Annotated in this window: 26 protein-coding genes and 1 tRNA gene; 13 read left to right on the forward strand and 14 right to left on the reverse strand. The window is 70.7% G+C overall.

Annotation, left to right across the window (positions count from 1 at the left end):
* Positions 1 to 58 precede the first annotated feature (58 nt).
* The 7 genes from BLP29_RS14500 to BLP29_RS14530 all read left to right on the forward strand — a co-directional run bounded on the left by BLP29_RS14500 (position 59) and on the right by BLP29_RS14530 (position 5328).
* Positions 59 to 904: a segregation and condensation protein A gene (locus BLP29_RS14500; RefSeq protein ID WP_092805742.1), complete on the forward strand. Its 846-nt coding sequence runs from the start codon at positions 59 to 61 to the stop codon at positions 902 to 904.
* The gene (gene scpB / locus BLP29_RS14505) at positions 901 to 1857 is read left to right on the forward strand and encodes an SMC-Scp complex subunit ScpB (protein ID WP_092805744.1); all 957 of its coding nucleotides are present in this window, start codon (positions 901 to 903) and stop codon (positions 1855 to 1857) included. Before BLP29_RS14500 ends, scpB begins: the two co-directional genes overlap by 4 nt.
* 22 nt (positions 1858 to 1879) lie before the next feature.
* Positions 1880 to 2734 carry a pseudouridine synthase gene (locus tag BLP29_RS14510; RefSeq protein ID WP_243469984.1) on the forward strand — a complete coding sequence of 285 codons (855 nt, stop codon included), beginning with the start codon at positions 1880 to 1882 and terminating at the stop codon, positions 2732 to 2734.
* Between the two features lie 49 nt (positions 2735 to 2783).
* The gene (gene aroH, locus BLP29_RS14515) at positions 2784 to 3146 is read left to right on the forward strand and encodes a chorismate mutase (protein ID WP_092805746.1); all 363 of its coding nucleotides are present in this window, start codon (positions 2784 to 2786) and stop codon (positions 3144 to 3146) included.
* A complete protein-coding gene (gene cmk / locus BLP29_RS14520; RefSeq protein ID WP_092805748.1) occupies positions 3143 to 3835 on the forward strand; it encodes a (d)CMP kinase in 693 nt (230 codons plus the stop codon). The genes aroH and cmk overlap by 4 nt, the downstream gene beginning before the upstream one ends.
* Positions 3832 to 5178 (forward strand): ribosome biogenesis GTPase Der, encoded by a 1347-nt coding sequence (der, locus tag BLP29_RS14525; RefSeq protein ID WP_092805750.1) that lies wholly within the window; start codon positions 3832 to 3834, stop codon positions 5176 to 5178. The genes cmk and der overlap by 4 nt, the downstream gene beginning before the upstream one ends.
* 76 nt (positions 5179 to 5254) lie before the next feature.
* Positions 5255 to 5328 (forward strand) — tRNA-Pro (locus tag BLP29_RS14530).
* A gap of 236 nt (positions 5329 to 5564) precedes the next feature.
* Here the strand turns inward: BLP29_RS14530 and BLP29_RS14535 are convergent.
* Entirely contained in the window at positions 5565 to 5924 is a 360-nt protein-coding gene (locus tag BLP29_RS14535; protein WP_092806397.1) for a winged helix-turn-helix transcriptional regulator, read from the reverse strand.
* A gap of 83 nt (positions 5925 to 6007) precedes the next feature.
* Between BLP29_RS14535 and BLP29_RS14540 the strand changes: the two genes are divergently transcribed.
* From BLP29_RS14540 to BLP29_RS21960, 3 genes are all read left to right on the forward strand, one after another.
* Positions 6008 to 6628, forward strand: coding sequence for a malonic semialdehyde reductase (locus BLP29_RS14540; protein ID WP_092805752.1), 621 nt, complete (start codon positions 6008 to 6010; stop codon positions 6626 to 6628).
* Complete coding sequence (locus BLP29_RS14545; protein ID WP_165839393.1) at positions 6625 to 7314, forward strand: DsbA family oxidoreductase; 690 nt, start codon at positions 6625 to 6627, stop codon at positions 7312 to 7314. Before BLP29_RS14540 ends, BLP29_RS14545 begins: the two co-directional genes overlap by 4 nt.
* A 559-nt stretch (positions 7315 to 7873) precedes the next feature.
* Entirely contained in the window at positions 7874 to 8227 is a 354-nt protein-coding gene (locus tag BLP29_RS21960) for a hypothetical protein (RefSeq protein WP_424321719.1), read from the forward strand.
* Here BLP29_RS21960 and BLP29_RS14555 read toward each other — a convergent pair.
* Genes BLP29_RS14555 through BLP29_RS14565 form a run of 3 tightly spaced genes read right to left on the reverse strand, consistent with a single transcriptional unit; the run spans position 8217 to position 9781 of the window.
* Positions 8217 to 8669: a PaaI family thioesterase gene (locus BLP29_RS14555; protein WP_092805756.1), complete on the reverse strand. Its 453-nt coding sequence runs from the start codon at positions 8667 to 8669 to the stop codon at positions 8217 to 8219. The two genes, BLP29_RS21960 and BLP29_RS14555, sit on opposite strands and share 11 nt — an antisense overlap.
* Positions 8666 to 9286 (reverse strand): TetR/AcrR family transcriptional regulator, encoded by a 621-nt coding sequence (locus BLP29_RS21820; protein WP_092805758.1) that lies wholly within the window; start codon positions 9284 to 9286, stop codon positions 8666 to 8668. The genes BLP29_RS14555 and BLP29_RS21820 overlap by 4 nt, the downstream gene beginning before the upstream one ends.
* Positions 9287 to 9289: 3 nt before the next feature.
* A complete protein-coding gene (locus tag BLP29_RS14565) occupies positions 9290 to 9781 on the reverse strand; it encodes a hotdog fold domain-containing protein (RefSeq protein ID WP_092805760.1) in 492 nt (163 codons plus the stop codon).
* A gap of 145 nt (positions 9782 to 9926) precedes the next feature.
* Between BLP29_RS14565 and BLP29_RS14570 the strand changes: the two genes are divergently transcribed.
* Together BLP29_RS14570 and BLP29_RS14575 are read left to right on the forward strand one after the other, a co-directional pair.
* A complete protein-coding gene (locus BLP29_RS14570; RefSeq protein WP_243469985.1) occupies positions 9927 to 10565 on the forward strand; it encodes an enoyl-CoA hydratase-related protein in 639 nt (212 codons plus the stop codon).
* The gene (locus BLP29_RS14575) at positions 10562 to 11980 is read left to right on the forward strand and encodes an MFS transporter (protein ID WP_243469986.1); all 1419 of its coding nucleotides are present in this window, start codon (positions 10562 to 10564) and stop codon (positions 11978 to 11980) included. Before BLP29_RS14570 ends, BLP29_RS14575 begins: the two co-directional genes overlap by 4 nt.
* A 282-nt stretch (positions 11981 to 12262) precedes the next feature.
* Here BLP29_RS14575 and BLP29_RS14580 read toward each other — a convergent pair whose 3' ends face one another.
* From BLP29_RS14580 to BLP29_RS14595, 4 genes are all read right to left on the reverse strand, one after another.
* Positions 12263 to 13348 carry an S-(hydroxymethyl)mycothiol dehydrogenase gene (locus BLP29_RS14580; RefSeq protein ID WP_092805764.1) on the reverse strand — a complete coding sequence of 362 codons (1086 nt, stop codon included), beginning with the start codon at positions 13346 to 13348 and terminating at the stop codon, positions 12263 to 12265.
* Positions 13349 to 13591: 243 nt separating this feature from the next.
* On the reverse strand, positions 13592 to 13888 hold the full coding sequence (locus BLP29_RS14585; RefSeq protein ID WP_092805766.1) for an EthD family reductase: 297 nt from the start codon (positions 13886 to 13888) through the stop codon (positions 13592 to 13594).
* A gap of 119 nt (positions 13889 to 14007) precedes the next feature.
* A complete protein-coding gene (locus BLP29_RS14590) occupies positions 14008 to 15030 on the reverse strand; it encodes a 2Fe-2S iron-sulfur cluster-binding protein (RefSeq protein WP_092805768.1) in 1023 nt (340 codons plus the stop codon).
* Positions 15030 to 16262, reverse strand: coding sequence for a cytochrome P450 (locus tag BLP29_RS14595; RefSeq protein ID WP_092805770.1), 1233 nt, complete (start codon positions 16260 to 16262; stop codon positions 15030 to 15032). Before BLP29_RS14595 ends, BLP29_RS14590 begins: the two co-directional genes overlap by 1 nt.
* A 149-nt stretch (positions 16263 to 16411) precedes the next feature.
* On the opposite strand from BLP29_RS14595, the gene BLP29_RS14600 reads away from it, so the two are divergent.
* Positions 16412 to 17350 (forward strand): helix-turn-helix transcriptional regulator, encoded by a 939-nt coding sequence (locus BLP29_RS14600; protein ID WP_092805772.1) that lies wholly within the window; start codon positions 16412 to 16414, stop codon positions 17348 to 17350.
* Between the two features lie 165 nt (positions 17351 to 17515).
* Here the strand turns inward: BLP29_RS14600 and BLP29_RS14605 are convergent, their stop codons facing one another.
* From BLP29_RS14605 to BLP29_RS14630, 6 genes are all read right to left on the reverse strand, one after another.
* A complete protein-coding gene (locus tag BLP29_RS14605) occupies positions 17516 to 18124 on the reverse strand; it encodes a TetR/AcrR family transcriptional regulator (protein ID WP_092805775.1) in 609 nt (202 codons plus the stop codon).
* Between the two features lie 156 nt (positions 18125 to 18280).
* Positions 18281 to 19054, reverse strand: coding sequence for a 3-oxoadipate enol-lactonase (pcaD, locus tag BLP29_RS14610; RefSeq protein WP_092805777.1), 774 nt, complete (start codon positions 19052 to 19054; stop codon positions 18281 to 18283).
* Positions 19051 to 19629 carry a nuclear transport factor 2 family protein gene (locus BLP29_RS14615; RefSeq protein WP_092806404.1) on the reverse strand — a complete coding sequence of 193 codons (579 nt, stop codon included), beginning with the start codon at positions 19627 to 19629 and terminating at the stop codon, positions 19051 to 19053. The genes pcaD and BLP29_RS14615 overlap by 4 nt, the downstream gene beginning before the upstream one ends.
* 23 nt (positions 19630 to 19652) lie before the next feature.
* The gene (locus tag BLP29_RS14620) at positions 19653 to 20522 is read right to left on the reverse strand and encodes an adenylyltransferase/cytidyltransferase family protein (protein WP_092805779.1); all 870 of its coding nucleotides are present in this window, start codon (positions 20520 to 20522) and stop codon (positions 19653 to 19655) included.
* Complete coding sequence (locus BLP29_RS14625; protein WP_092805781.1) at positions 20519 to 20812, reverse strand: muconolactone Delta-isomerase; 294 nt, start codon at positions 20810 to 20812, stop codon at positions 20519 to 20521. The genes BLP29_RS14620 and BLP29_RS14625 overlap by 4 nt, the downstream gene beginning before the upstream one ends.
* 31 nt (positions 20813 to 20843) lie before the next feature.
* Positions 20844 to 21965, reverse strand: a complete 1122-nt coding sequence (locus BLP29_RS14630) for a muconate/chloromuconate family cycloisomerase (RefSeq protein WP_092806406.1) — start codon at positions 21963 to 21965, stop codon at positions 20844 to 20846.
* Positions 21966 to 21973: the final 8 nt, after the last annotated feature.

The following is a 21973-nucleotide window of genomic DNA, read 5'->3' on the forward strand; positions in this document are numbered from 1 at the left end:
CACGCCGAGGGACCCTGCACCGAGGCCGACAGGGCATGATCGGAACTAATCTCTCCCTGTGACCAGCCTCGTCGAACCGCCCGTCGCCGCGCCCGGCGACGGGCGGTTCCGCGTCCGGCTGACCAACTTCGAGGGGCCGTTCGACCTGCTGCTGCAGCTGATCGGCAAGCACCAGCTCGACGTCACCGAGATCGCCCTGTCGCAGGTGACCGACGAGTTCATCGCCCACCTGCGCGGCATGGGCGACGAGCTCGACCTCGACCAGGCCTCCGAGTTCCTGCTGGTCGCGGCCACCCTGCTCGACCTCAAGGCGGCCCGGCTGCTGCCCGCCGCCGAGGTGGAGGACGAGGACGACCTCGCCGTCCTCGAGGCCCGCGACCTGCTGTTCGCCCGGCTGCTGCAGTACCGCGCCTACCAGCAGGTGGCCGGGTTCCTGCGCGAGCGCGAGGCCGAGGCCGCCCGGCGCTTCCCCCGCGCCGCCGCCCTGGAACCCCGGTTCGCCGCGCTGCTGCCCGAGGTGCTGCTCGGCGTCACCCCCGAGCAGTTCGCCGATCTCGCCCGGCAGGCGCTCACCCCCAAGCCCCCACCGACGGTCGACACCGCGCACCTGCACACCTCGACGGTCGACGTCGGTCAGCAGCTGCTGCTGGTGCGCCGGCGGGTGGCCGAGCGCGGCCGGGTCACCTTCGCCGCGCTGACCGCCGACTGCGGCCACACCCTCGAGGTGGTCGCCCGCTTCCTCGTGCTGCTCGAGCTGTACCGCCAGCAGCTGGTCGACGTCGAGCAGGAGGTCCCGCTCGGCGCGCTCACCGTGTCGTGGACCGGCCCGCGCCTGGTCGGCGGCCGGCTCCCCGGTGAGGACGCCGACGCCGCCGCGGCGGGGGCAGCCGCGGAGTACGCGTGAGCGACCCGACCTCCGAGCCCGGCCCGATCTCCTGGGACCAGCTCGCCGCCGAGCTCGCCGCCGCCGAGCAGGCCGCCGAGGACGCCGTCGGCGCCGCGGCGGGGGAGTGGGACGCCGCCGCCGCCGCGCTGGCCCGGGCACTGGGCAGCGCGCCGACGACCCCGGCGTCGACCCCCGCCGACCTCGACGACGCCGAGCTGGACGACGCCGAGCTGGACGACGCCGAGCTGGACGACGCCGCGACGCCGGTCGACGCGCCGTTCGACGAGGAACCGGTCCCGGCCCTCGCCGCGCCGGCCGGCGCACAGCTGGAACCGTTGCCGCTGCGCCCGCTCGACGAGGCCCCGATCGAGGAGCTCGAGCCCGGGACGACGGGTCCGGACGAGGGCGGCGACCCGGTCGGGGACCCGTGGGGGCTGCGCGGCGGGCTGGAGGCGTTGCTCTTCGTCGTGGACTCCCCGGTCGACGAGGTCACCCTGGCCGAGGCGCTGCGCTGCACGGTCGGCCAGGTGCGCGCCGCCCTGGCCGAGCTGGGCGCCGACTACGACCACCGGCGCGCCGGCGTCGTGCTGCGGCAGGTCGGCGAGGGGTGGCGGCTGTACACCCGCGACGAGCACGCGCCCGTCGTCGAGCGGCACCTGCTGGAGGGCCAGCGCAGTCGGCTCACCCAGGCCGCGCTCGAGACGCTGGCGGTCATCGCCTACCGACAGCCGGTCACCCGCGCGAGGGTCTCGGCCATCCGCGGGGTCGGGGTCGACGCCGTGGTGCGTACTCTGGCTTCCCGAGGACTGGTGTACGAGTGCGGCACCGACCCCGACAGCGGTGGTGGGCTCTACGCCACGACCCCGCTCTTCCTCGAACGGCTGGGCCTGACCGGGCTCGACGAGCTCCCCGAGCTCGGCCCCCTGCTGCCCGAGACCCGCGCCGTGATCGCCGAACGACCAGAGCATTGACCAGCAGAGCATTGAGGTACCGATGACCGACAGCACGCCCCCGTCCGACGTGACCGCCGACCAGGGGGACGAGCACGGCGTCTGGTCCGAGGACATGGAGCTGGCCCCCGTCCACCCGGGCGACCGCGACGCGTCCCCGGAGCCCGCACCCGGTGAGGGCGAACGGCTGCAGAAGGTGCTCGCCCGCGCCGGCGTCGGCTCGCGACGGGTCTGCGAGGACATGATCGAGGAGGGCCGCATCTCGGTCGACGGGAAGGTCGTCCGCGTGCAGGGCATGCGGGTCGACCCGGCCACCTCCGTCATCGCCGTCGACGGCAAGCGCATCGAGATCCGCAACGACCGGGTGACCTACGCGCTGAACAAGCCCTTCGGTGTGCTCACCGCGATGAGCGACGACCGCGGCCGGCCCTGCGTGGGCGACATGGTGGGCGACCTGGCGAAGGGCCTGGTGCACGTCGGCCGCCTGGACCAGGACACCGAGGGCCTGCTGATCCTGACGACCGACGGCGAGCTCGCCCACCGGCTGGCGCACCCCTCCTACGAGGTGCGCAAGACCTACATGGCCCAGGTGTCGGGCTCGATCCCGCGTGACCTCGGGCGCCGGATGAAGGCCGGCATCGAGCTGGAGGACGGCCCGGTGCTCGTCGACGACTTCGCGATCGTCGACCAGCACGCGGGGCAGTCCGTCGTCCAGGTCGTGCTGCACGAGGGCCGCAAGCACATCGTGCGCCGCCTGCTGGCCGAGGTGGGCCTGCCGGTGTCGCGGTTGACCCGCACCGCCGTCGGCCCGCTGGACCTGGCGCGCATGCGCACCGGCGTCATCCGCAAGCTCACCCGCACCGAGGTCGGCGCGCTGCAGGACCTCGTCGGGCTCTGACCCGACCCATCAGCTGCCCGGGAGGGCACCGTCAGACAGGAGTGTGGACATGGCTGTGCGAGCCATCCGGGGCGCGACGCAGGTCGACGCCGACGACCGGGAGCAGGTGCTCTCGGCGACCCGTGAGCTGGTCAGCGAGGTCATGAGCCGCAACGGGCTGACCGGCGAGGACCTGATCAGCATCCTGTTCACGGCCACGCCCGACCTGGTCAGCGAGTTCCCCGCGCTGGCCGCCCGCGAGCTGGGGCTGGGCGACGTCCCGCTGATGTGCGCGACCGAGATCGCCGTCCCGCACGCGTTGCCGCGCGTGCTGCGGTTGATGGCCCACGTGGCCACCGACCGGTCGCGCGCCGAGGTGCAGCACGTGTACCTGCGCGGCGCCGTCGCCCTGCGCAAGGACATCGCGCAGTGACCGCGCTCGGGGCCTCCTTCCGTGGCCAGGTGACCCTCGACGGCCCGTCGGGCACCGGCAAGTCCAGCGTCGCGCGGGCCGTGGCGCTCGAGCTGGGTGCCGCCTACCTCGACACCGGGGCCATGTACCGGGCGGCGACCGTCGCCGTCCTGGACGCCGGGGTCGACCTGGACGACGACGAGGGCATCGCCCGGGTGGTCCGCGAGGCCACCATCGGCATCGGCACCGACGCCGCCACCGAGCAGGTCACCGTGGACGACGTCGACGTGACCGACCGGATCCGCGGCAGCGAGGTGACCCGTGCCGTGTCGCCGGTCTCCGCCGTCCCGGCCGTGCGGCGGATGCTGGTCGACGCGCAGCGCGCGCTGGTCGCCGACGCCGACGCCGTGGTGGTCGAGGGCCGCGACATCGGCACCGTCGTCCTGCCCGACGCCACCCTCAAGGTCTACCTGACCGCCGCCCCCGAGGCCCGGGCCGAGCGCCGCGCCGACCAGCTCGGCGTCACCGACCCCGCACGCATCGCCGCGATCGCCGAGGACCTGCGGCGCCGCGACGCCCACGACAGCACGCGCGCGGACTCCCCGCTGCGCCCGGCGGCCGACTCCGTCACCGTCGACAGCACCCACTGGGAACGGCACCAGACGATCGCCCGGATCGTCGAGCTGGCCCGCGAGAGAGCAGAGCAATGAGCACATCGTCCACCGGTCCGCTGCCCGTGGTGGCCGTCGTCGGGCGCCCCAACGTGGGCAAGTCGACGCTGGTCAACCGGTTCATCGGCCGCCGCGCCGCCGTCGTCCAGGACATCCCCGGGGTCACCCGCGACCGGATCTCCTACGAGGCGCTGTGGAACGGCAAGAGCTTCACCGTCATGGACACCGGCGGCTGGGAGCCCAAGGCGTCGGGCATGGCCGCATCGATCGCCCGGCAGGCCGAGTTCGCGATGCGGACCGCCGACGTCATCGTGCTGGTCGTCGACGCCCAGGTCGGGGTCACCGACACCGACCTGGCCGCCGCGAAGGTGCTCCGCCGGTCCAAGACCCCGGTGATCCTGGTCGCCAACAAGGTCGACGACGAGCGCGGCGAGGCCGGTGCCGCCGAGCTGTGGTCGCTGGGCCTGGGGGAGCCGTTCCCGGTCAGCGCGTTGCACGGTCGCTCGGCCGGTGACCTGCTCGACCTGGTGCTGGACTCGATGCCCGAGGCGCCGCGCGAGGCGCTCGAGGTCGGTGGCCCCCGCCGGGTGGCCCTGGTCGGCCGGCCCAACGTGGGCAAGTCCAGCCTGATCAACCGGCTGTCGAAGGAGGAGCGCTCGGTCGTCGACTCCGTCGCCGGCACGACCGTCGACCCCGTCGACTCGATCGTGCGCCTGGACGGCGAGGACTGGAAGTTCGTCGACACCGCGGGCCTGCGCAAGCGGGTCGGGACGGCGAGCGGCACCGAGTACTACGCCAGCCTGCGCACCGAGGCCGCCATCGAGGCCGCCGAGGTCGCCGTCGTCCTGCTGGCCGCCGACGAGGTCATCAGCGAGCAGGACCAGCGGATCATCACCCAGGTCATGGAGAGCGGCCGCGCGCTGGTCATCGCGATCAACAAGTGGGACACCCTCGACGAGGACCGGCACATGCAGCTGGAGAAGGAGGTCGAGCGCGACCTCGCCCGCATCCAGTGGGCGCACCGCGTCAACATCTCCGCGCTCAAGGGCCGCGGGGTGCACAAGCTGGCCGACCACCTGCGCGGGGCGCTCGCCTCGTGGGAGTTCCGGGTGCCCACCGCCGAGCTCAACACCTACATCCGCACGATCGTGCAGGAGACCCCGCCACCGCCGCGCGGCGGCCGCGCGCCCAAGATCAAGTACGTGACCCAGGCCGATGTCCGGCCGCCGCGGTTCGTGGTCTTCTCCACCGGCTTCCTGGAGGCCGGCTACCGGCGGTTCCTCGAGCGCAAGCTGCGCGAGAAGTGGGGCTTCGAGGGCACCCCGATCGAGGTCTCGGTGAAGGTCCGCGAGTCCAAGGCGCGGGACCTCAAGAAGGGTTGACCCGGTCGCCGTCCCCGTTCCGGGGTCGGGTAACCTTCTCGACGCAGCTCACCGGGGCCCACGGGCACCGCGAGCTCGGGCTGTAGCGCAGCTTGGTAGCGCACTTGACTGGGGGTCAAGGGGTCGCAGGTTCAAATCCTGTCAGCCCGACAGAAAAACAGCAGGTCAGAGGCGGGTCGTCCGAACAGGGCGGCCCGCCTTCGGCGTCTGTGTAGCAACGCGGGTGGAACCTTCCCTCCGAGACCCGCCCAGGCTGGACGGAGCCACCGGCTCCGCAGGCACCTCGACCTACTGCCACCACCTGCAGCGCCCAGCCGGACGTCGTCAGCCCACGACCTCAGTGATGTGCAGGCTCAGGTCGGGGTCCCACTGACACCGCTGAACCCTTATTTCCCGTCCTCGCTCTTGAGGTGGTGGCGCGCCCACGTGACGAGGGCTTCGAGCGCGGGGGAAAGCGCAAAACCGTCCTCCGTCAGTCCGTACGAGACTGTCACCGGAGGGCCGGGGTCCACTGTTCGTGCAACGAGTCCCGCCTCGGTCAGCTCTGCCAACCGGTCCGTCAAGGTCGCGTCGCTGATTCCCAGCGCCCTCTTGAGCTCGGCGTATCCGGCAGCCCCCTGGATCAACGTGCCCATCAGGACACCTGTCCAGCGCTTGCCCAGGAACCCGAACGCACGCGTCAACTCCGCATCGCACGTGCGCGGCGTCACCTCGGCTGTTGGCTGGGCTGTTGATGCGCTGACCATCACAACACTGTAGATCGCGCGAAAGCATCTGTGCTACTCTTAAATCCAGAGCTACATCGCTTACTAGAGCCGGAGGAGAGTCCATGACCACCACCGAAGCCGCTCCTGCACCCCAGCTGGACGCCCAAGGTCGCAAGCTGCTGTTCACGGAGGCCCGCACGGCGAACTCCTTCTCCGACACCAAGGTTGCCGATGCGCAGCTCGACGCGATTTGGGAGCTAGCCAAGTGGGCTCCGTCCAGCATGAACAGTCAGCCGCTGCGGGTGACCTGGATCCGGAGCTCGGAGGGCAAAGAGCGAGTCGCCCGGCACCTGATGGAGCCGAACCGGGCGAAGACGCTAAGCGCCCCGGTGGTCGCGTTGCTTGCGTACGAGCCGAACTTCGCCGAGCACTTCACCACGACCTTCCCCGAGCGTGCGGAGATGTACTCAGGCTTCTTCGCCTCCCTACCGCCCGAGCATGTAGACGCCGCTGCCCGGTACAACGCCGCCGTTCAGACCGGTGTGTTCATCTTGGCCATCCGTGCGCAGGGGCTCGCCGCCGGCCCGATGACCGGGTTCGATCCCGTTGGGATGGACGCCGAGTTCTTCGCCCAGACAGGATGGCGATCCCACGCTGTCGTCAACATCGGCCACCCCGGCGCGAACGCCTGGTTCGACCGCCTTCCCCGGGTGCCGGACGCTACGGCTGTGAGCTGGGCGTGAGCACCACCGCTGCCTCCGCCGGCGCAGGCGCCGGCGATGTCGTGATCGACGTATGGAGCGACCTGGGTTGCCCGTGGTGCTACATCGGCAAGCACCGGCTCGAGAGGGCGATCAATGCACGACCCGACAGGGGTGCTTTCACGATGCGGATGCGTTCATTCGAGCTGGACCCGTACATGTCATCGACTGCGACGCCGGTTGCGGAGACGTTCGTGAAGAAGCACGGCGGAAGCGCCGTGCAGTTCAGGGAGTTCGAGAGCAAACTGGCGGAGCGTGCCCGCCACGAAGGCCTGGATTATGAAGTCGACCGGCCCACAGCCAATACACATGACGTCCACCGCCTGACCCATCTTGCCGCTGAATCCGGCCTCGATGCGATCTTCTTCGGCGCTGTCCAGGATGCCTACTTCGCAGGACGGCTCGACCCCTTCGACCAGGACTCACTCACCCGCGCGGCGGTCACTGTCGGGCTCGAAGCCGGCCAGGTGCGCGAGGTCCTTCGCGGTGGCGCCTATACGGCCGCTGTGCGAGCCGACCAGACACAGGCTGCCGAGTTGGGTGCCAGCGGTGTCCCCTTCGTCGTCTACGGCAACAAATTTGCCACGGCCGGGGCCCAAGAGGTCGACGGCTTCCGGGCTGCACTCGAACGAGTGGCGCCGACGCCGCGGGATAAGGAACGGGCATGAGCGCCCCGTTCGAGATCGTAGGGGAATACGGCACCATGTGTGACCCGAAGACCGGATCATGCGCGATGCCGACCATTCCCGCCGTGGCTGTGTCCGCACCCGACGCGACGGTTGTGGACAGCGACATCCGTACCGATGCCGTCGGTCGACGAGGTACCCAACGGTCGTGACCAGGGCGTCCGGCAAGCCTGTCGACCGTGTTGACCTGGCGGGTGCAGAGGACACGGTTGATAGGGCAGGTGAGCCGAGGAGGCTCGGTCCCGCTTCCGCAGACGCCTGCGGGCCGGGGAGCGGGCGGAACTGGCTGTCCTGGACGGAAGGGCGCCATCGGCCGTGCCAGTCTGCAAAGCTGCACGACAGCCGACTGGTGGAGAGGGCACCGGCGACCAGCTGCTCGGCGCGCCGCAGGACCCCCAGCGCCAATCGGCCTCTGGCCTCCTAGCGGACCCAGTCAATCAAGTGCAGCGCCGTGCCCGGTGGGCCGCCGTGCGCTGACCTCGCCTCGCCCGGCGCCGAGCTCCTCGGGCTGACCCCGTTGCTGGCCTCGCCGTTGTCGGCGATGTCCGGCGGCCAGCGCCAGCGCGCGTTGCTTGGCCAGGGCCTCGTCGCCCGCGCCGATGTCCTGCTGGTTGACGAGTCCACGGCCGGGGTGGACGTCGCCACGCAGGCCGCCGTCCTGCAGGCGCTGACCACGGAGGCACAGCGGGGCGTGGTCGTCGTGCACGCCACCCACGAACCGGCGGCGGCAGCCCATGCCGACTCCGTGCTGGCGCTCCGCGCCGGACGGGTGGACGTCGTACATGCACCGCCATGGCACGGCGCCGACGGGGAGGTCACAAACCCCCGTATACGGATCTACGGATTACGTTCCACAACCCGTTCCGAAAGTAATCTGAGATCCCTCAGACGATGAGGCACGTCGTGGTGGCGTGGGCGACGAGCTTGCCCTGGTCGTCGGTGACGCGGCCTTCGGCGGTGGCGACGCGTCGGCCGCGGTGGATGACGGTGCCGGTGGCGCTGAGGGTGACGCCGGTGGTGTGCACGGCGCGGACGTAGTTCACCTTCAGTTCCAGGGTGGTGTAGCCGACTCCGGCGTCCAGGGTGGTGTGCACGGCGCAGCCCATGACGGAGTCCAGGAGGGTGGCGGCGATACCGCCGTGGGTGGTGCCCAACGGGTTGGCGAAATCAGGTCGGGTGTCCAGGGAGATGACGACCCGGCCGTGTTCGACCTCGTCGAAGCGCATGCCGAGCAGCCGGCCGATGGAGGGGATCTCGGCGGGACGTTCGGTCTGGACCCACTGCATGAGCTGCAGGCCGGACAGCTGGGCGAGTGCGGCGAGGTCGGGGGTGCTCACAGGGTCTCCTGATCGTTGAGTGGGACGTCGAGAACGGCGGTGACGGCGGCGGCGAGCTGTCGGCGGGCGAGGGGGTCGACAGTGCCGCGGCGGATTCCGGGGAACAGCAGGGCGCCCGGCAGCCGCACGATGCAGGTGGTCAGGACATCGACGGCGGTCCGGTCGGCCCGGGGCAATACCGCGCCGGCCAGGCGGCGCAGCGTGCCGGCCACCGCCCCGTCCAGGGCGGTGAGCTCGGTCGCGACGGTGGGGTCGACGGTGGCGGTGACGACGTCGTCGCGGGAGAGCCGGGTGAGCAGTTGGGCTGCGGGCATGGAGGCCTCGGCGTAGCGGGCGGGGGCGTCGGCGGCGGCGAGCACGGCGGCGCGGGGATCACCGCGGTCGAGCTCGGCGGCGACCGCTGCCTGCTGGAGGGTGAGGAAGTCCCGTGCCCGGCGCAGCCAGGTGGTGGCCACGACGGTCTCCAGGGACCCGAACGCGTGGTAGATGGAGCCGTTGGAGACACCGGACCGTTCGGCCAGGGCGCGGACGGTGAGGCTGTCCCGGCCGTGGGCGACCAGGAGGTCTTGGGCTGCGTCCAGGATGGCGTCGGGGGAGTGCAGGCGGGGTCTGGCCACCGGTCACCTGCTCCGCGGCGACAGGCGCATCGTGACGTCGGCGTGCACGACGAGGGTGCCGGCGGTGTCGGTGACGTCGACGGGCACGACCAGGTCGCGGTTCTCGTCGGCGGCCAGGTCGGTGAGGTCGGGCACAACGGCGACCGCGCGCAGGTCGGTGGTGGCCTTGGCCAGGTAGGCGACGTCCATGCCGGTGGGGATCCAGCGGTGCCCGGGGGGCACGGTGACCTCGGTGGTGACGCCGGCGGCGATCTCGACCAGGTTGCAGCAGGCGATGGCGTGCACGGTGCCCAGGTGGTTGCGCACCGACCACCTGTTCCGCATCGCCACCTCCCCCCGACCAGGGGCCAGGGACAGGAACCGCGGTCGGATGCCGCGGAAATAGGGGGCCCGCCAGGCCACGGCGGTGGAGAACACCCGGTGCCCGGCCGGCAACCGCTCCAGCCTGCGGTAGATGGCCAGCACGGGCGGAGTGCGGGTGGGCGTGCCGGTCATGGGTCCTCCTGGGCGTCGGCGTCCGCTCTAGTAGATCACGTGCTCTACTTGGGCCCGCCGAGATTGTGGATCGACCGCTCTACAACCGGCGTGACCCGGACTGGAGGACGCCGTGCCAGCTCTCGAACGTCACGACGATGTGTTCGTGCTGGACCTCGGGGACACCGAGAACCGCTTCCACCCCGACTGGCTGGCCGCGGTCAACGCCGGCCTGGACGAGGTCGAGGGCGCTGCGGGTCCTCGGGCGCTGGTCACCACGGCGACCGGGAAGTTCTTCTCCAACGGTCTGGACCTGGAGTGGCTGGGCGGGCACCGGGACCAGTACGAGGCATACATCGCCGACGTCCAGGTGCTGCTGGCCCGGGTGTTGGCGCTGCCGATGGTCACGGTGGCGGCGATGCAGGGCCACGTCTTCGCCGCCGGCGCGATGTTCTCCCTGGCCCACGACGTGCGGGTGATGCGCGCTGACCGGGGGTTCTGGTGCCTGCCCGAAGCCGACCTCGGGATGCCGTTCACCACGGCGATGACCGCCCTGATCCAGGCCCGGCTGACCCCGCAGGTCGCCCGCGAAGCGATGGTGACCGCGCGCCGGTACGGCGGCGTGGACGCGCACGCCGCCGGGATCGTCGACCACGCGGTCGGTGCCGAGGAGCTCCGGTCCACCGCCGTGGAGCTGGCTACAGCCCAGGCCGGCAAGGCAGGGCCGACGGTGGCCACCATCAAGTCCCGCCTGTACGCCCCAGCCCTGCAGCTGCTAGGCGACCGCACGGCGCCCCGCTCGTGACCGGGCGACCGGAGTCGGTGACCCAGGACGCGGCACCGCAGTCCCGGGACCGGTCGGGTCTGGTCCTGGGGGTGCTGTCCCTGGCGGCGTTCATGGCTGCGCTGGACCTGTTCATCGTCAACGTTGCCTTCCGCGACATCGGGCGCAGCTTCCCCGAGGAGTCGTTGTCGGACCAGAGCTGGGTGCTCAACGCCTACGCCGTGGTCTACGCCGCGCTGCTGGTCCCCCTGGGCCGCTACGCCGACCAGCGCAGCCGCAAGACGGGCTTCATCGCAGGCCTCGTCGTGTTCACCGTCGCCAGCCTGGCGTGCGCGCTCGCCCCCAACCTGTGGTTCCTGGTCGCCGCGCGCGCCGTCCAGGCCGTGGGTGCAGCGGCCCTGACCCCGACCAGCCTGGGGCTGATTGTCCAGACCTTCAGCGGTCCCGCGCGCACCCGCGCCGTGCGCATCTGGGCCGCCACCGGCGCCATCGCCGCAGCCGCCGGCCCCGTCATCGGCGGCTCCCTCGTGGAGCTGTCCTGGCGATGGGTGTTCCTCATCAACATCCCCACCGGCATCCTCGCGGTCATCGTCGCCGTCAAGGTCCTGCGCGATGGCCGGGACACCTCCGGCACACGCGCACCCGGACCACTTGGTGCGTTCTTCGTCATCCTCGCCGTCGGCGCCTTGGCCCTGGCCCTGGTGCAGGGCAACGACTGGGGGTGGGGCAACCCCAAGACGGTCACGGCCTTCGCGCTCGCCGCGGCCGGATCGGCCGCTCTCGCCCTGCAGATCGCCCGCAGCAGCCGGCCACTCGTGGATCTTGCGCTCCTGCAGGTGCGCACCTTCCGTTGGTCCAACCTCAGCGTCATCGGCTTCGGTGCCGCCTTCGCCGGGTTTCTGCTGGCCGGCGTGCTGTGGGCGCAGCTCGTCTGGGGCTACTCCGACATCAAGGTCGGTCTGTGCGTGGCACCCGGGCCACTGATGGTGCCTGTTTTCGCGGTCCTCGCCCAACGAGCCGCCAGGCGGGTCTCCTCGTCTGCCATCACCGTCACCGGCTGCCTGTTGTTCGCCGCTGGCTGCGTGCTGGTGCTGACCTCGGTCACCGTCGACGGCGCCTACGCCACCCAGCTGCTGCCTGCCCTGCTCATCACCGGCGCAGGCACCGGCCTCGCCCTGCCCGAGCTGCTGGCCACCGCCACCAGCGAACTGCCCCCCGAACGCAGCACCACCGGCAGTGCCATCGTCAACACCAGCCGCCAGATCGGGGCCGTCGTCGGGGTCAGCCTCGTCATCGCCTACCTCCCCGACTTCAGCGGCATCGAGGACCCGGTGCCCGGGTTCCAGCACGCCTGGTGGGCCTGCGCCATCACCGCCGTCCTCGGCGCCGGCGCAGCGATGTTCATGCGCCCTGACCGCGGTGTGAGCAAGGCTTGAAGACATCGCAGGAACACCTCGCCGGGATGAGCACTCGCAGCTGCGGACGGCGGCGGCTCACAAACCCCGGTATATGAGTCGACGGAATTCGTCCCACAACTCGTGCCGAAACTGAGAGCCACGTCGGTGCTCCTGGTCCGGGTCGCACCTATTGCTGCACGGTCCAGAGGTCCCCGTCGAGCCCGTTGGGTCGTACGGCTGATATCGCAGCCCGCCCCGTCGCTACCCACGCGTGGCGAAGGCGGGAGGCGGAACTGGCGGCGGCTTAGGTTGCGGGCGGCATCAGAGGACCACCACCGAGCGCAGCACGTCGCCGTGGTGCATCTTGGCGAACGCGGCCTCGACGTCGCCGATGCCGATGGTCTCGGAGACGAACGCGTCGAGGTCGAAGCGGCCCTGCAGGTACAGGTCGATGAGCATCGGGAAGTCCCGGCTGGGCAGGCAGTCGCCGTACCAGGAGGACTTCAGCGCACCGCCGCGGCCGAAGACGTCGATCAGCGGCAGCGTGATCTCCATCGTCGGGTTCGGCACGCCGACCAGGACGACGGTGCCGGCGAGGTCGCGGGCGTCGAAGGCCTGCTGGTAGACCGCCGGGTGGCCCACGGCGTCGATGGCGACGTCGACGCCGAACCCGCCGGTGAGCTCCTTGATCGCGGCGACCGCGTCGGTGTCCTTGGAGTTCACCGTGTGGGTGGCGCCCATGCCCTTGGCCCACTCGAGCTTCCGGTCGTCCAGGTCGACGGCGATGATCTTCGCCGCGCCGGCCAGCCGGGCACCGGCGATCGCGGCGTCGCCGACCCCGCCGCAGCCGAACACGGCCACGGTGTCCCCGCGGCCCACCCCACCGGTGTTGATCGCCGCACCGACGCCGGCCATCACGCCGCAGCCCAGCAGGCCGGCGGCGGTCGGTGAGGCGGCCGGGTCGACCTTGGTGCACTGCCCGGAGTGGACGAGGGTCTTCTCGGCGAACGCGCCGATGCCCAGCGCCGGGGACAGCTCGGTGCCGTCCTTGAGCGTCATCTTCTGGGTGGCGTTGTGGGTGTCGAAGCAGTACCAGGGCTTGCCCTTGGCGCAGGCCCGGCACTTCCCGCAGACCGCGCGCCAGTTGAGGATCACGAAGTCGCCGACGGCGACGTTCTGCACGCCCTCGCCCACGGCCGCGACCACGCCGGCGGCCTCGTGGCCGAGCAGGAACGGGAACTCGTCGTTGATCCCGCCCTCCCGGTAGTGCAGGTCGGTGTGGCAGACCCCGCACGCCTGCACGTCCACGATCGCCTCACCCGGACCCGGGTCGGGGATCAGGATCGTCTCCAGCGAGACGGGGGCACCCTTGCTGAGGGCGACGACGCCCTGGACCTCGTACGGCATGGTTGCGACCTCGTGATGTGAAGGAGACCCAACAGATTGCTGGGCTGTGCGGGGGCTGGCCCCTGTGTGGCGCGACGGTGCTGCGCAGGAGAGTGGTGCTCATGTGATCCGCCCTAGCGAGCCGTCGGTGACGCGAAGGTGTCTCAGCGGCTAGTTCTGGATGCTGACCGTCTGTGTGAACTCAGGGCGTGGTCGATCCCGGACCCGATTGCGCGGGTCCGGGATACGTCGGCGAGGAGCAGGTCAGTCGTGCTGGATGAACAGGGTGGCGCCCCCGTCGGCGAAGTTGGCGACATCACCGGCGGCGGCTTGGCCCTGGGGGGAGGACAGGCCGGCGTTGAGATCTTCGAGGGAGTCGAAGGTGAGTTCGACGACCAGGTGGTAGGGCGCAGGGCTGTCATCGAGCGAGGCTCCCCGCAGAGCGCGCAGATTGCGCACGCCGGGCACCTGTTGGGCCAGCGGAAGGTGCGTGGACTCGTAATGGGCGTTGAAGGCCGCCGGGTCAGTCGGTTGCCCGTAGGCCACGGTCAGGATGTGCATGTCGTCCCTCAATCAGCGTTGGGTGTGCGGCGGGGGCGGCGTCGGCCGTCGGCATCCGACCCCTCGTCACCGGTGGAGGTGCTGCGGTGAGCCGGGGTCTCCATCGGTGATCACGCCGGTCAGTCGGTGGCGGGGGTGAACTTCTCCCGGTGGATCATGCGGGGGGCCATGCGGCGTCGCTTGAATGCTTTGACTCCGGCCTCCACCATCGGTGGCGGCCCACACAGCCAGCCAGACCATCCCCGTGCGGAGTCCACGTCCTCGATGAAGTGGTCGGTCGGGAAACCCGCTCGGTGGACGGATTCCGCGGCCGGTGCCTCGTGTGACAGCACCGGTACGAAGGTGAAAGCGGGGTAGACCTTGGTCAGCTCTGCCATCTGGTCGAGGTTGTAGAGGTCGTCGACGCCTCGGACTCCGTGGTAGAGCAGGACACGCCGTCCCGGGTCGCGGGAAAGAGCAGTGCGGGCCAGCCCGATCAGCGGGGCCAGCCCCGTTCCCCCGCCGATGAGCACCATTGGTCCGCCGTCGTCGGAGTCCTCGGCGGGTAGGAAGAAGTCACCGAGCGGGCCCGTCACGGGGATCTGGTCACCAACGGCCATGCTGGTGAAGATCCACCGTTCGGTTGCAGCGCCGCCGGAGACAGAGCGGATGTGCAGCTCCAACACCTTGTCTTCATCGGCGGTGTTGGCCAGTGAGTACTGGCGACGCAGCTGTGTGCCGGGCACGGTGAGCTCGACGTACTGCCCGGGGTGGAAGGCGAGGGGCTCGGGCAGCTCGAGAAGCAGACGCCGGGTGTCCCGGGCGATCTCGTCGTTGCTGAGCACGGTGGCCGTCAGGTCACGAAGGGGGTGCGTGATGCCGCCCCCCACTGCGCCACCCAGGGTCTCGACGACCGAGTCCGAGCGGAGCGTGGCCTGGCAGGCCAAGGCCAACCCGGCCTCTCGTTCCTCTGCGGTCAGCGTGTCAGCAGGGGAGTCCCCGTGGTCGACGTCTCCGTCGACCACTCGCAGCTTGCACGTGCCGCAGGTGCCCTGGTTGCACGAGTTCGGCATCCAGACGCCGGCTCGGAGGAAGGCGTCCAGCATCGACTGGTCTTCACCGCAGGAGACCTGCTGGTTACCGACCGTTGCGGTGAAGGCCACTACACCTCCCAGGTGACGGGCAGGCTCGTGGGCCCGCGGAAACCCCAGCCCCAGAACTCGACATCGGTGGAGGTGTTGCGCTCGAGGTTGGGGATGGCCTCGAGGAGTTCCTCGAGAGCGATCCGCATGACGTGGTTGGCGTAGTAGATGCCAGCGCACGCGTGGTTGCCGGCGCCGAAGGCCAGGTGCGGCAGCGGGGGGCGCTTGATGTCGTACCGGGTGGGGGCGTCGTAGACACCCGTGTCGTGGTTGGCCGACCCGTAGGACAGGATCACCGGGGTGTTGGCAGGGAGGTCGACCCCAGCGATCGTCACCGGGACCTTGCTGATGCGGGCGGTGGCCGACCAGATCGGGGATGTCCACCGCATGCCCTCGGAGACTGCGCGGGGGATGAGGGTCGGGTCGTCGACGACCTCCTCCATCTGCTCGGGCTCGCTGAAGAGTCCCACCAGGGTGGACGCGATCCCGTGCCCGGGCTCCTGCATCGCGCCGAGCAGGTACACGTAGATCGTGGGATAGATGTACTGCCGGTCCCGGGTCTTCCCCGGGGGCATGCCGTCGTGCAGCCAGTGGGAGATGGCTGTCTCGGCTGGCTCCTCGATCCACTTGTCGATCAGCGGGTCGACTGCCGCCTGGATCTCGGCACGGGCGACGTCGCCTTCGACGAACCCGTCGGGGTTGGCGAATTCGCCGTCCTCGGTCATCGCGGCGTTGGTGAAGGACCGCGACAACTGCCCGAACCACTGGCGCAGCTTGTCCGAGGAGACGTCCTGCAGACCCAGCAGGTCACCCAGGGAGCGGACGCTGACCGGCTCGGCGAACTGGGTGACGATGTCAGCGTGCCCATCGGCTTCGAAGGCCTCGATGTAGCGGCGGGCGATCGGGCGGACGAGGTCATCGACCCACCTGTCGACCTCCACGGGCTGCAGCTGCGGTTCGACCATGCCGCGCAGGTCGCTGTGGATGTCGCCGTTCACGCCGATGATCGCTGGGTGCCCGAAGGTCCGGCCGCCAGCAGGGGTGATCACAGCCTCGAAGTCGGGGCTGGTGGCGATCTCGCGGCAGATGTCGGCGGTGGATGCGACGTAGGACCCGAGCACGGGCACGAAGGCGAGCGGTGCCTCCCGACGAAGGCGCTCGTAGGCCTGGTACGGGTTGCGCTCCAGCTCGGTCATCGTGATGTCCGCGATCCACGCGCGGTCGGGAGTGGTGGTCTCACTGGTCGTCGTCATCGACTGACCTTTCTCATCGGTTCATCGGTCCGGCCTTGAATTCGCCGGAACGTAAGTCGCAGAGCGCAAGCTCACGACACGATGTACGCGGGCGCGATACCGATTGCGCCAGAGATCCAAGTCACGTAAGCCCAGGTACCGTCACCGTCATGCGCGCACGGCGTAGCGCGGCGCCTCGAGACTGGGAGCGTGTTTCCCGAGACGTTGCCGCGGCCTACTTCCCCCATGAGCTGACGGTCCTCGGCGCTCAGATTGAAAGCCGACTGACGCTGCAGACGCTGGACTTGGGGCCCGTGCTGATCGGCCATGTGGGCTGGGGAGCCGACGTCCAGATCGATTGCGCATACCCCGGCGCCTATGAGGTCAACATGCCGCTGACGGGCCATCTGGTCAGCCGCGGGCGGCACGGCTCAGTCACCTCGGTCGCCGGGCAGGCGACCATCTTCCGGGCCGATACGCCCTCGCTGATCAGCCACTGGGATGCCACCTGCACGGTCCTGGGGGTCAAGTTCGACAGCGATTGGTTGGACCACGAGGCCGAGCGAGTCCTGGGCACGGGTCTGGGTCGAGCAGCTGCGGTGCTCCCCGAGCAACTCGACCTGCACAACGGGGCAGCCCACGGTTGGCGGCAGCTAGGAGGCAGCTTCGCGGCTCACCTGCGGGAGCCCACCTTGTTCGTCGAGCAGCCAGCGGTGCAGCAGCAACTCGCCGGTGCCATGGCTGCCGGCTTTCTGCTGGCCAGCTACCCCGACCTGGGGCGGGGCCCAGTAGCCCGTCCGCGCGCGATCACGCGCGTGGTCGACGCGATCCGCGAGGATCCGGCGCGAGCGTGGACGGTGGGCGAGATGGCCGCCCTGGCCGGTACCAGCGTTCGGCGCATGCAGGAGGGCTTCCGATCCTGGATGGGATGCTCACCTACCGAGCACCTCGTCGACGTCCGCCTGCAGCGGGCGCGGAGGGACCTGGAGGAGGACGGTCAGCTGCTGATCGGAGAGGTCGCGGCCCGGTGGGGCTTTTCCAGTGCCAGCCGCTTCGCCGCCGCCCACCAGCGGCGGTACGGCTACGCGCCATCGCAGGGACGGCGATGATGTCGCATCCGGTTGGCTGAACGCACCGGCGGTCAATCTCAACCCGGGCGGCCTCGGCGGCACAGCGCGCTCCCCCTACCAACGTTGGTGCACGGGCGACATCGTCCTCCGCGGGGGACCTCTGGGTGCGGTCCCGCGCCAGCCGGCCCGCAACGCACCCGGGAGTCACGCCGGTCTGACCAAGCTCCCAAGCGCGGTGATGGCTCGGTGGGACAGGACGGCGTCGGCGTTGGAGTCGCCGGGGCGCTCGGGGTCGTGGAGGGCGCCATCGCGGGTCAGGACGACCAGTCCATGCACAAGGGCCCAGGCCAGGACGGTCAGCATCGCCGGGTCGCCGGTCCGCAGGCCGGCGGCGGCCAGGCCTAGAGGGGCGATCGAGGCCTCCTGGGCTCGGCGTAGGTCCCTGTCGGCCGGGTCGAGTTCGACGGTGCGGAACATCAGGTCGAACAGGGCCAGATGGGCCAGGCCGAAGTCGACGTAGGCGCGGCCCAGAGTGGTCAGCCGGTCGACCGGGTCGGTGGCGCGGACGCCGTCCAGCGCGGTGGTCAGCCTGCGGAAGCCCTCGGTCGCCACGGCGGTGAGCAGGCCGGCCCGGTCACCGAAGTGGTGCTTGGGCGCGGCATGCGAGACCCCGGCCCGGCGGGCGACCGCGCGCAGGCTGATCCCGGCGTGGCCGTGCTCGTTGAGCTCCTCCTGGGCCGCGGTCAGCAGGGCGGCGCGGACGTCGAGGGGGGGTCTCTGATTGCTGGGCGCCCGGCTGGCCAGCCGAATCACTGCCCGGGTCTGGCCGGGTGGGGGACCAGGACCGTTCGGCCCACGGCCAGCGACGAACCGGCGGCGATGCCGGCCACCACCTCGGCAGCACTAGCGACGACCTTGTCCATGCTTCCTGCCTTGGCTATCGACGGTGAGGCGTCGCAGCCGACCGGGTCAGCTGTGGGCCTGGAGGTGGCCACGGATTACGTCGGTGACGGCGTCGGGTGCCTCTGCACTGACCAGGTGCGACGTCTCGGGGATGGACTGGAACGTCGCTCCCTCGATGCCGTCGGCGATCGCTCGGACCATGGGCAGCGGGGTGGCCGGGTCCTCCGCGCCGGCGATCACCAGGGTGGGGGTGGTGATCTCGTGCAGGCGGTCTCGGACGTCGAAGACCGCGATGGCATCGCACGCGGCGGCGTAGCCGTCGGGTGGGGTGTCGCGGAGCATGGTGAGCAGCCGGCCTGCTTCGTCGGGGTGCTGCGCGGCGAACTCCTGGGTGAACCACGCACCGGTCCGCGACGGGATGAGGAACTCGGTGCCCTCGGCGCGGACCTTGGCGGCCCGGACCGGCCAGGACGGTGGGTCGGCGAACTGGGCGGCTGACGCGATCACGGTGAGCGTGCTCAGGCGGGGGGAGGCATTAAGGGCGAGCTCGAGCCCGATCGCACCCCCGACGGACACCCCGGCGTAGTGGAAGGTGCCGACGCCCAGCTGGTCGAGGAGGGCTAGGACGTCGCCGGTGAGGTCGGCCATTGTCGTGGGCCCAACGACGACGGGGCTGCGGCCGTGGCCGCGCAGGTCGAACCGCACGACCCGGAACTGGTCGGACAGGGCTGCGGCTTGGGCGTCGAAGAGATGGAGGTTCGTGCCGAGGGAGGGGCCGAGCACCAGCACGGGTGCGTGTGTGGGGCCGTCGATGACGTGGTGCAGCGTGGCGGTGGTCATGGGTTCCTCGTCGGTGTTGGCTCTGCTGGTGGGGTCGACGGGGTCGGTGCGTCGTCGGGTGTCTGGGCTCCGGACCTGCTGGAGGCGTTGGGCCGGGGGAGTGCGGCGGCCCGGGCGCTGTCGAGGGTGAACCGGTGGTGGTCCCAACCCTGGTTAAGGGGGGCGAAGTAGGAGAAGCGAACCTGCTTGACCTGGTAGCGCCAGCCGTTCGGTGTGCGGGTGAGGGTGTCCTGGTAGCGACCGGCGGCCACGTGCGGGACGCCGTCCACGACACAGGGCTGCCAGAGCAGTGACGTCGTGTGGGCGTCGTCCGCGCCGGGGTGCACCGTGATCTCCAGGTTGGAGATGTGGTGCCAGAAGGTGGTCAGGCCCCCGTCGGCGAGGCCGGAGAAGAACCGCACCAGGTCGGATCGGCCACGGACCATCGATAGGCCGTCGAAGGTGCCGTCCGGGGTGAAGCAGTCGGCGAGCTCGTCCCACTGTCCCTGATCGAGGTACCTGCAGTAGCGGGCGTCGAGTTCGCGGATGGCTTCGCGGTCCTCGAGCACCGCGATCCTGCGCTGGAGGTCGGCCATCGGGTCTGGCGTGGGCGTGTGGCTCACGCGGGCTCGAGGAAGTCCAGGCCGACTGGCCCTGACCACGCCGTGCCCGGTCGTGGGGTGGGGAGGGGGACCAATACCTGACCGCGGTCGGTGACCTGGACGGGCAGCAGCGGCCCGGGCCCGGCGACGGCGCGGGTGACGCGGACTCGGTAGTGGCCGGGGGCCGGGATGGCCGCGGTGGGGTCGCTGGGATGCAGCACGCTGCCGGCAGTCCCGCCCGCGGCGAGCAGGTTGCCTTCCAGGCGGTGGGGTCGGCCGAGCATGTCGGCGGCGCCGAGCACGTCGCCGGCGGCCAGGGCCTGTCGGACCCCGGTGGAGGAGCAGCGAACTCCCGCGTGGGGCTGCAGCGGGGCCGCGGTCACCGTCCAGCCGAGTTCGGGGCCCAGTGCGCGCAGCAGGGCGACGTCCCCTCGTCCTCGGGAGCCGAACCGGAAGTCCTCACCGACCACGATGGACATCGCGTGCAGACCGTCGTCCAGTACGCGGCGGGCGAAGGAGTCGGCGGTCTCCCCGGCGAGATCCTGGTCGAAGGCGAGCACGAGGACCCGGTCGATACCGCTTTCGCCGGCCAGGTCGGCGCGCCGCTGGGGGCTGGTCAGTGCCGAGGTGTCCCGGGCGGGGCCGGCGACTCGGGCGGGGTGGGGGTCGAAGGTCAGCAGGACGACGGGCAGGCCCAACCGGTCGCCGTGTGCGGCTGCGGTGCGCAGCAGCTGTTGGTGGCCGGTGTGCACGCCGTCGAAGACGCCGACGGTGACCACGCACGGGCCCCAGTCGGCGGGGATGTCGTTCAGCCCCCACCACAGATTTGCCGGGGACTTGTCGGCGTCGTGAATAGCCGGGGGGTGCTCGGGGTGGGCGGAGGTCATGGGTTCGGGTTGGCCGACAGCGCCGAGGGGTGCTCGGTGAGGGCGGTGACCTGAACGGTCATGAACGGGAACAGCGGCAGGGACCACAGCAGGTTGTGCATGGCGGTGGAGTCGGGAACGTCGAAGATCGAGATGTTGGAGTACTGGCCCACCACCCGCCACAGGTGAACCCAAGTGCCCTCGCGCTGCAGCTGCAGGGCTCGGGCCTTCTCGGTGGTCACGAGCTCGGTGCGCTCGTCGGGGTCGAGGTCGCGGGGGATGGCGACGTCCATCCGGACGTGGAAGAGCACGATGCCTCCTGGGCGTCGGTCGGCTGGAGGGTCAGGCGCGGGTGAACCGGGCGACCGCGGCGGGGTCGAGGTCCACGCCGAGTCCGGGGCCTTCGGGTAGGTGCAGCTGCCCGTCGCTGTAGCGCAGCGGTTCGGTGAGCAGCCCTTCGCTCATCAGCAGCGGGCCGAACAGCTCGCTGCCGGCGGTGACTGCGGGGGATGCGCAGGCCAGGTGCAGGGAGGCGGTGGTGCCGATTGGGCCCTCGATGGAGGTTCCGCCGTGGCAGGGCACGCCGGCGGCGGCGGCGATGGAGGCGATGGCTGCGGTGCGTCGCAGGCCACCGGACTTGGTGGTCTTCAGGCTGAACACGTCGGCCGCTCGGTGCTTGACCAGGCGGAGGGCGTCGCCGGGGGTCCGCAGGCTCTCATCGGCCATGACGGGGATGGGCAGGGCGGCGTTGATCTCGGCGAGCCATTCGAATTCCGGGCCGGGCACGGGCTGCTCGATCAGCTCGACGCCGGCGTCGGCGAGGTGGGGCAGCCAGCGCAGGGAGGTCTGCAGGTCCCAGCGGGCGTTGATGTCGACCCGCACGCCGGCGCTGCCGCGCAGCTTCTCGGTGACTTCGATGATGCGGGCGACGTCCTGGGCGGGTTCCTGGGCGCCCATCTTCAGCTTGAAGGAGGTGTGCAGGCCGGCGTCGAGCTTGGCCTGGGCTTCGGCGACGACTTCGCTGGCCGATTCGGTGCCCAGCGCCCAGGTGACCGGGATGGCGGTGCGGGCCAGTCCACCCAGCAGGGTGTGGACGGGGACGCCCAGGGCTCGGCCCCAGGCGTCGTGCAGGGCGACCTCGATGGCGGCCTTGGCGTAGAGGTTGTTGGCCACGACGTCGTCCATGGCCTGGTAGATCGCGGCGATGTCGTCGACGCGTCGGCCGATCAGCTGGGGGGTGAGGTAGTTCTCGATGATGACCTGCATGGTCTCCACCGACTCCCCGCCCCACCAGGGGCCGCCGGGGACGACGCCTTCGCCGGTGCCGGTGGCGCCGCCGGCGGTGTGGATGGTGACCAGCAGCAGGGGTTGGGCGGTCATGCCGGTGCGTGCGAAGCGGTGTGGGCGCACGAGGGGCACATCGAGGATGGCGGTGTCGACGCGGTCGATGGTCAGGTCGTGCACGGTGGTCT

Source organism: Klenkia marina, from assembly GCF_900101025.1.
Lineage (GTDB): Bacteria > Actinomycetota > Actinomycetes > Mycobacteriales > Geodermatophilaceae > Klenkia > Klenkia marina.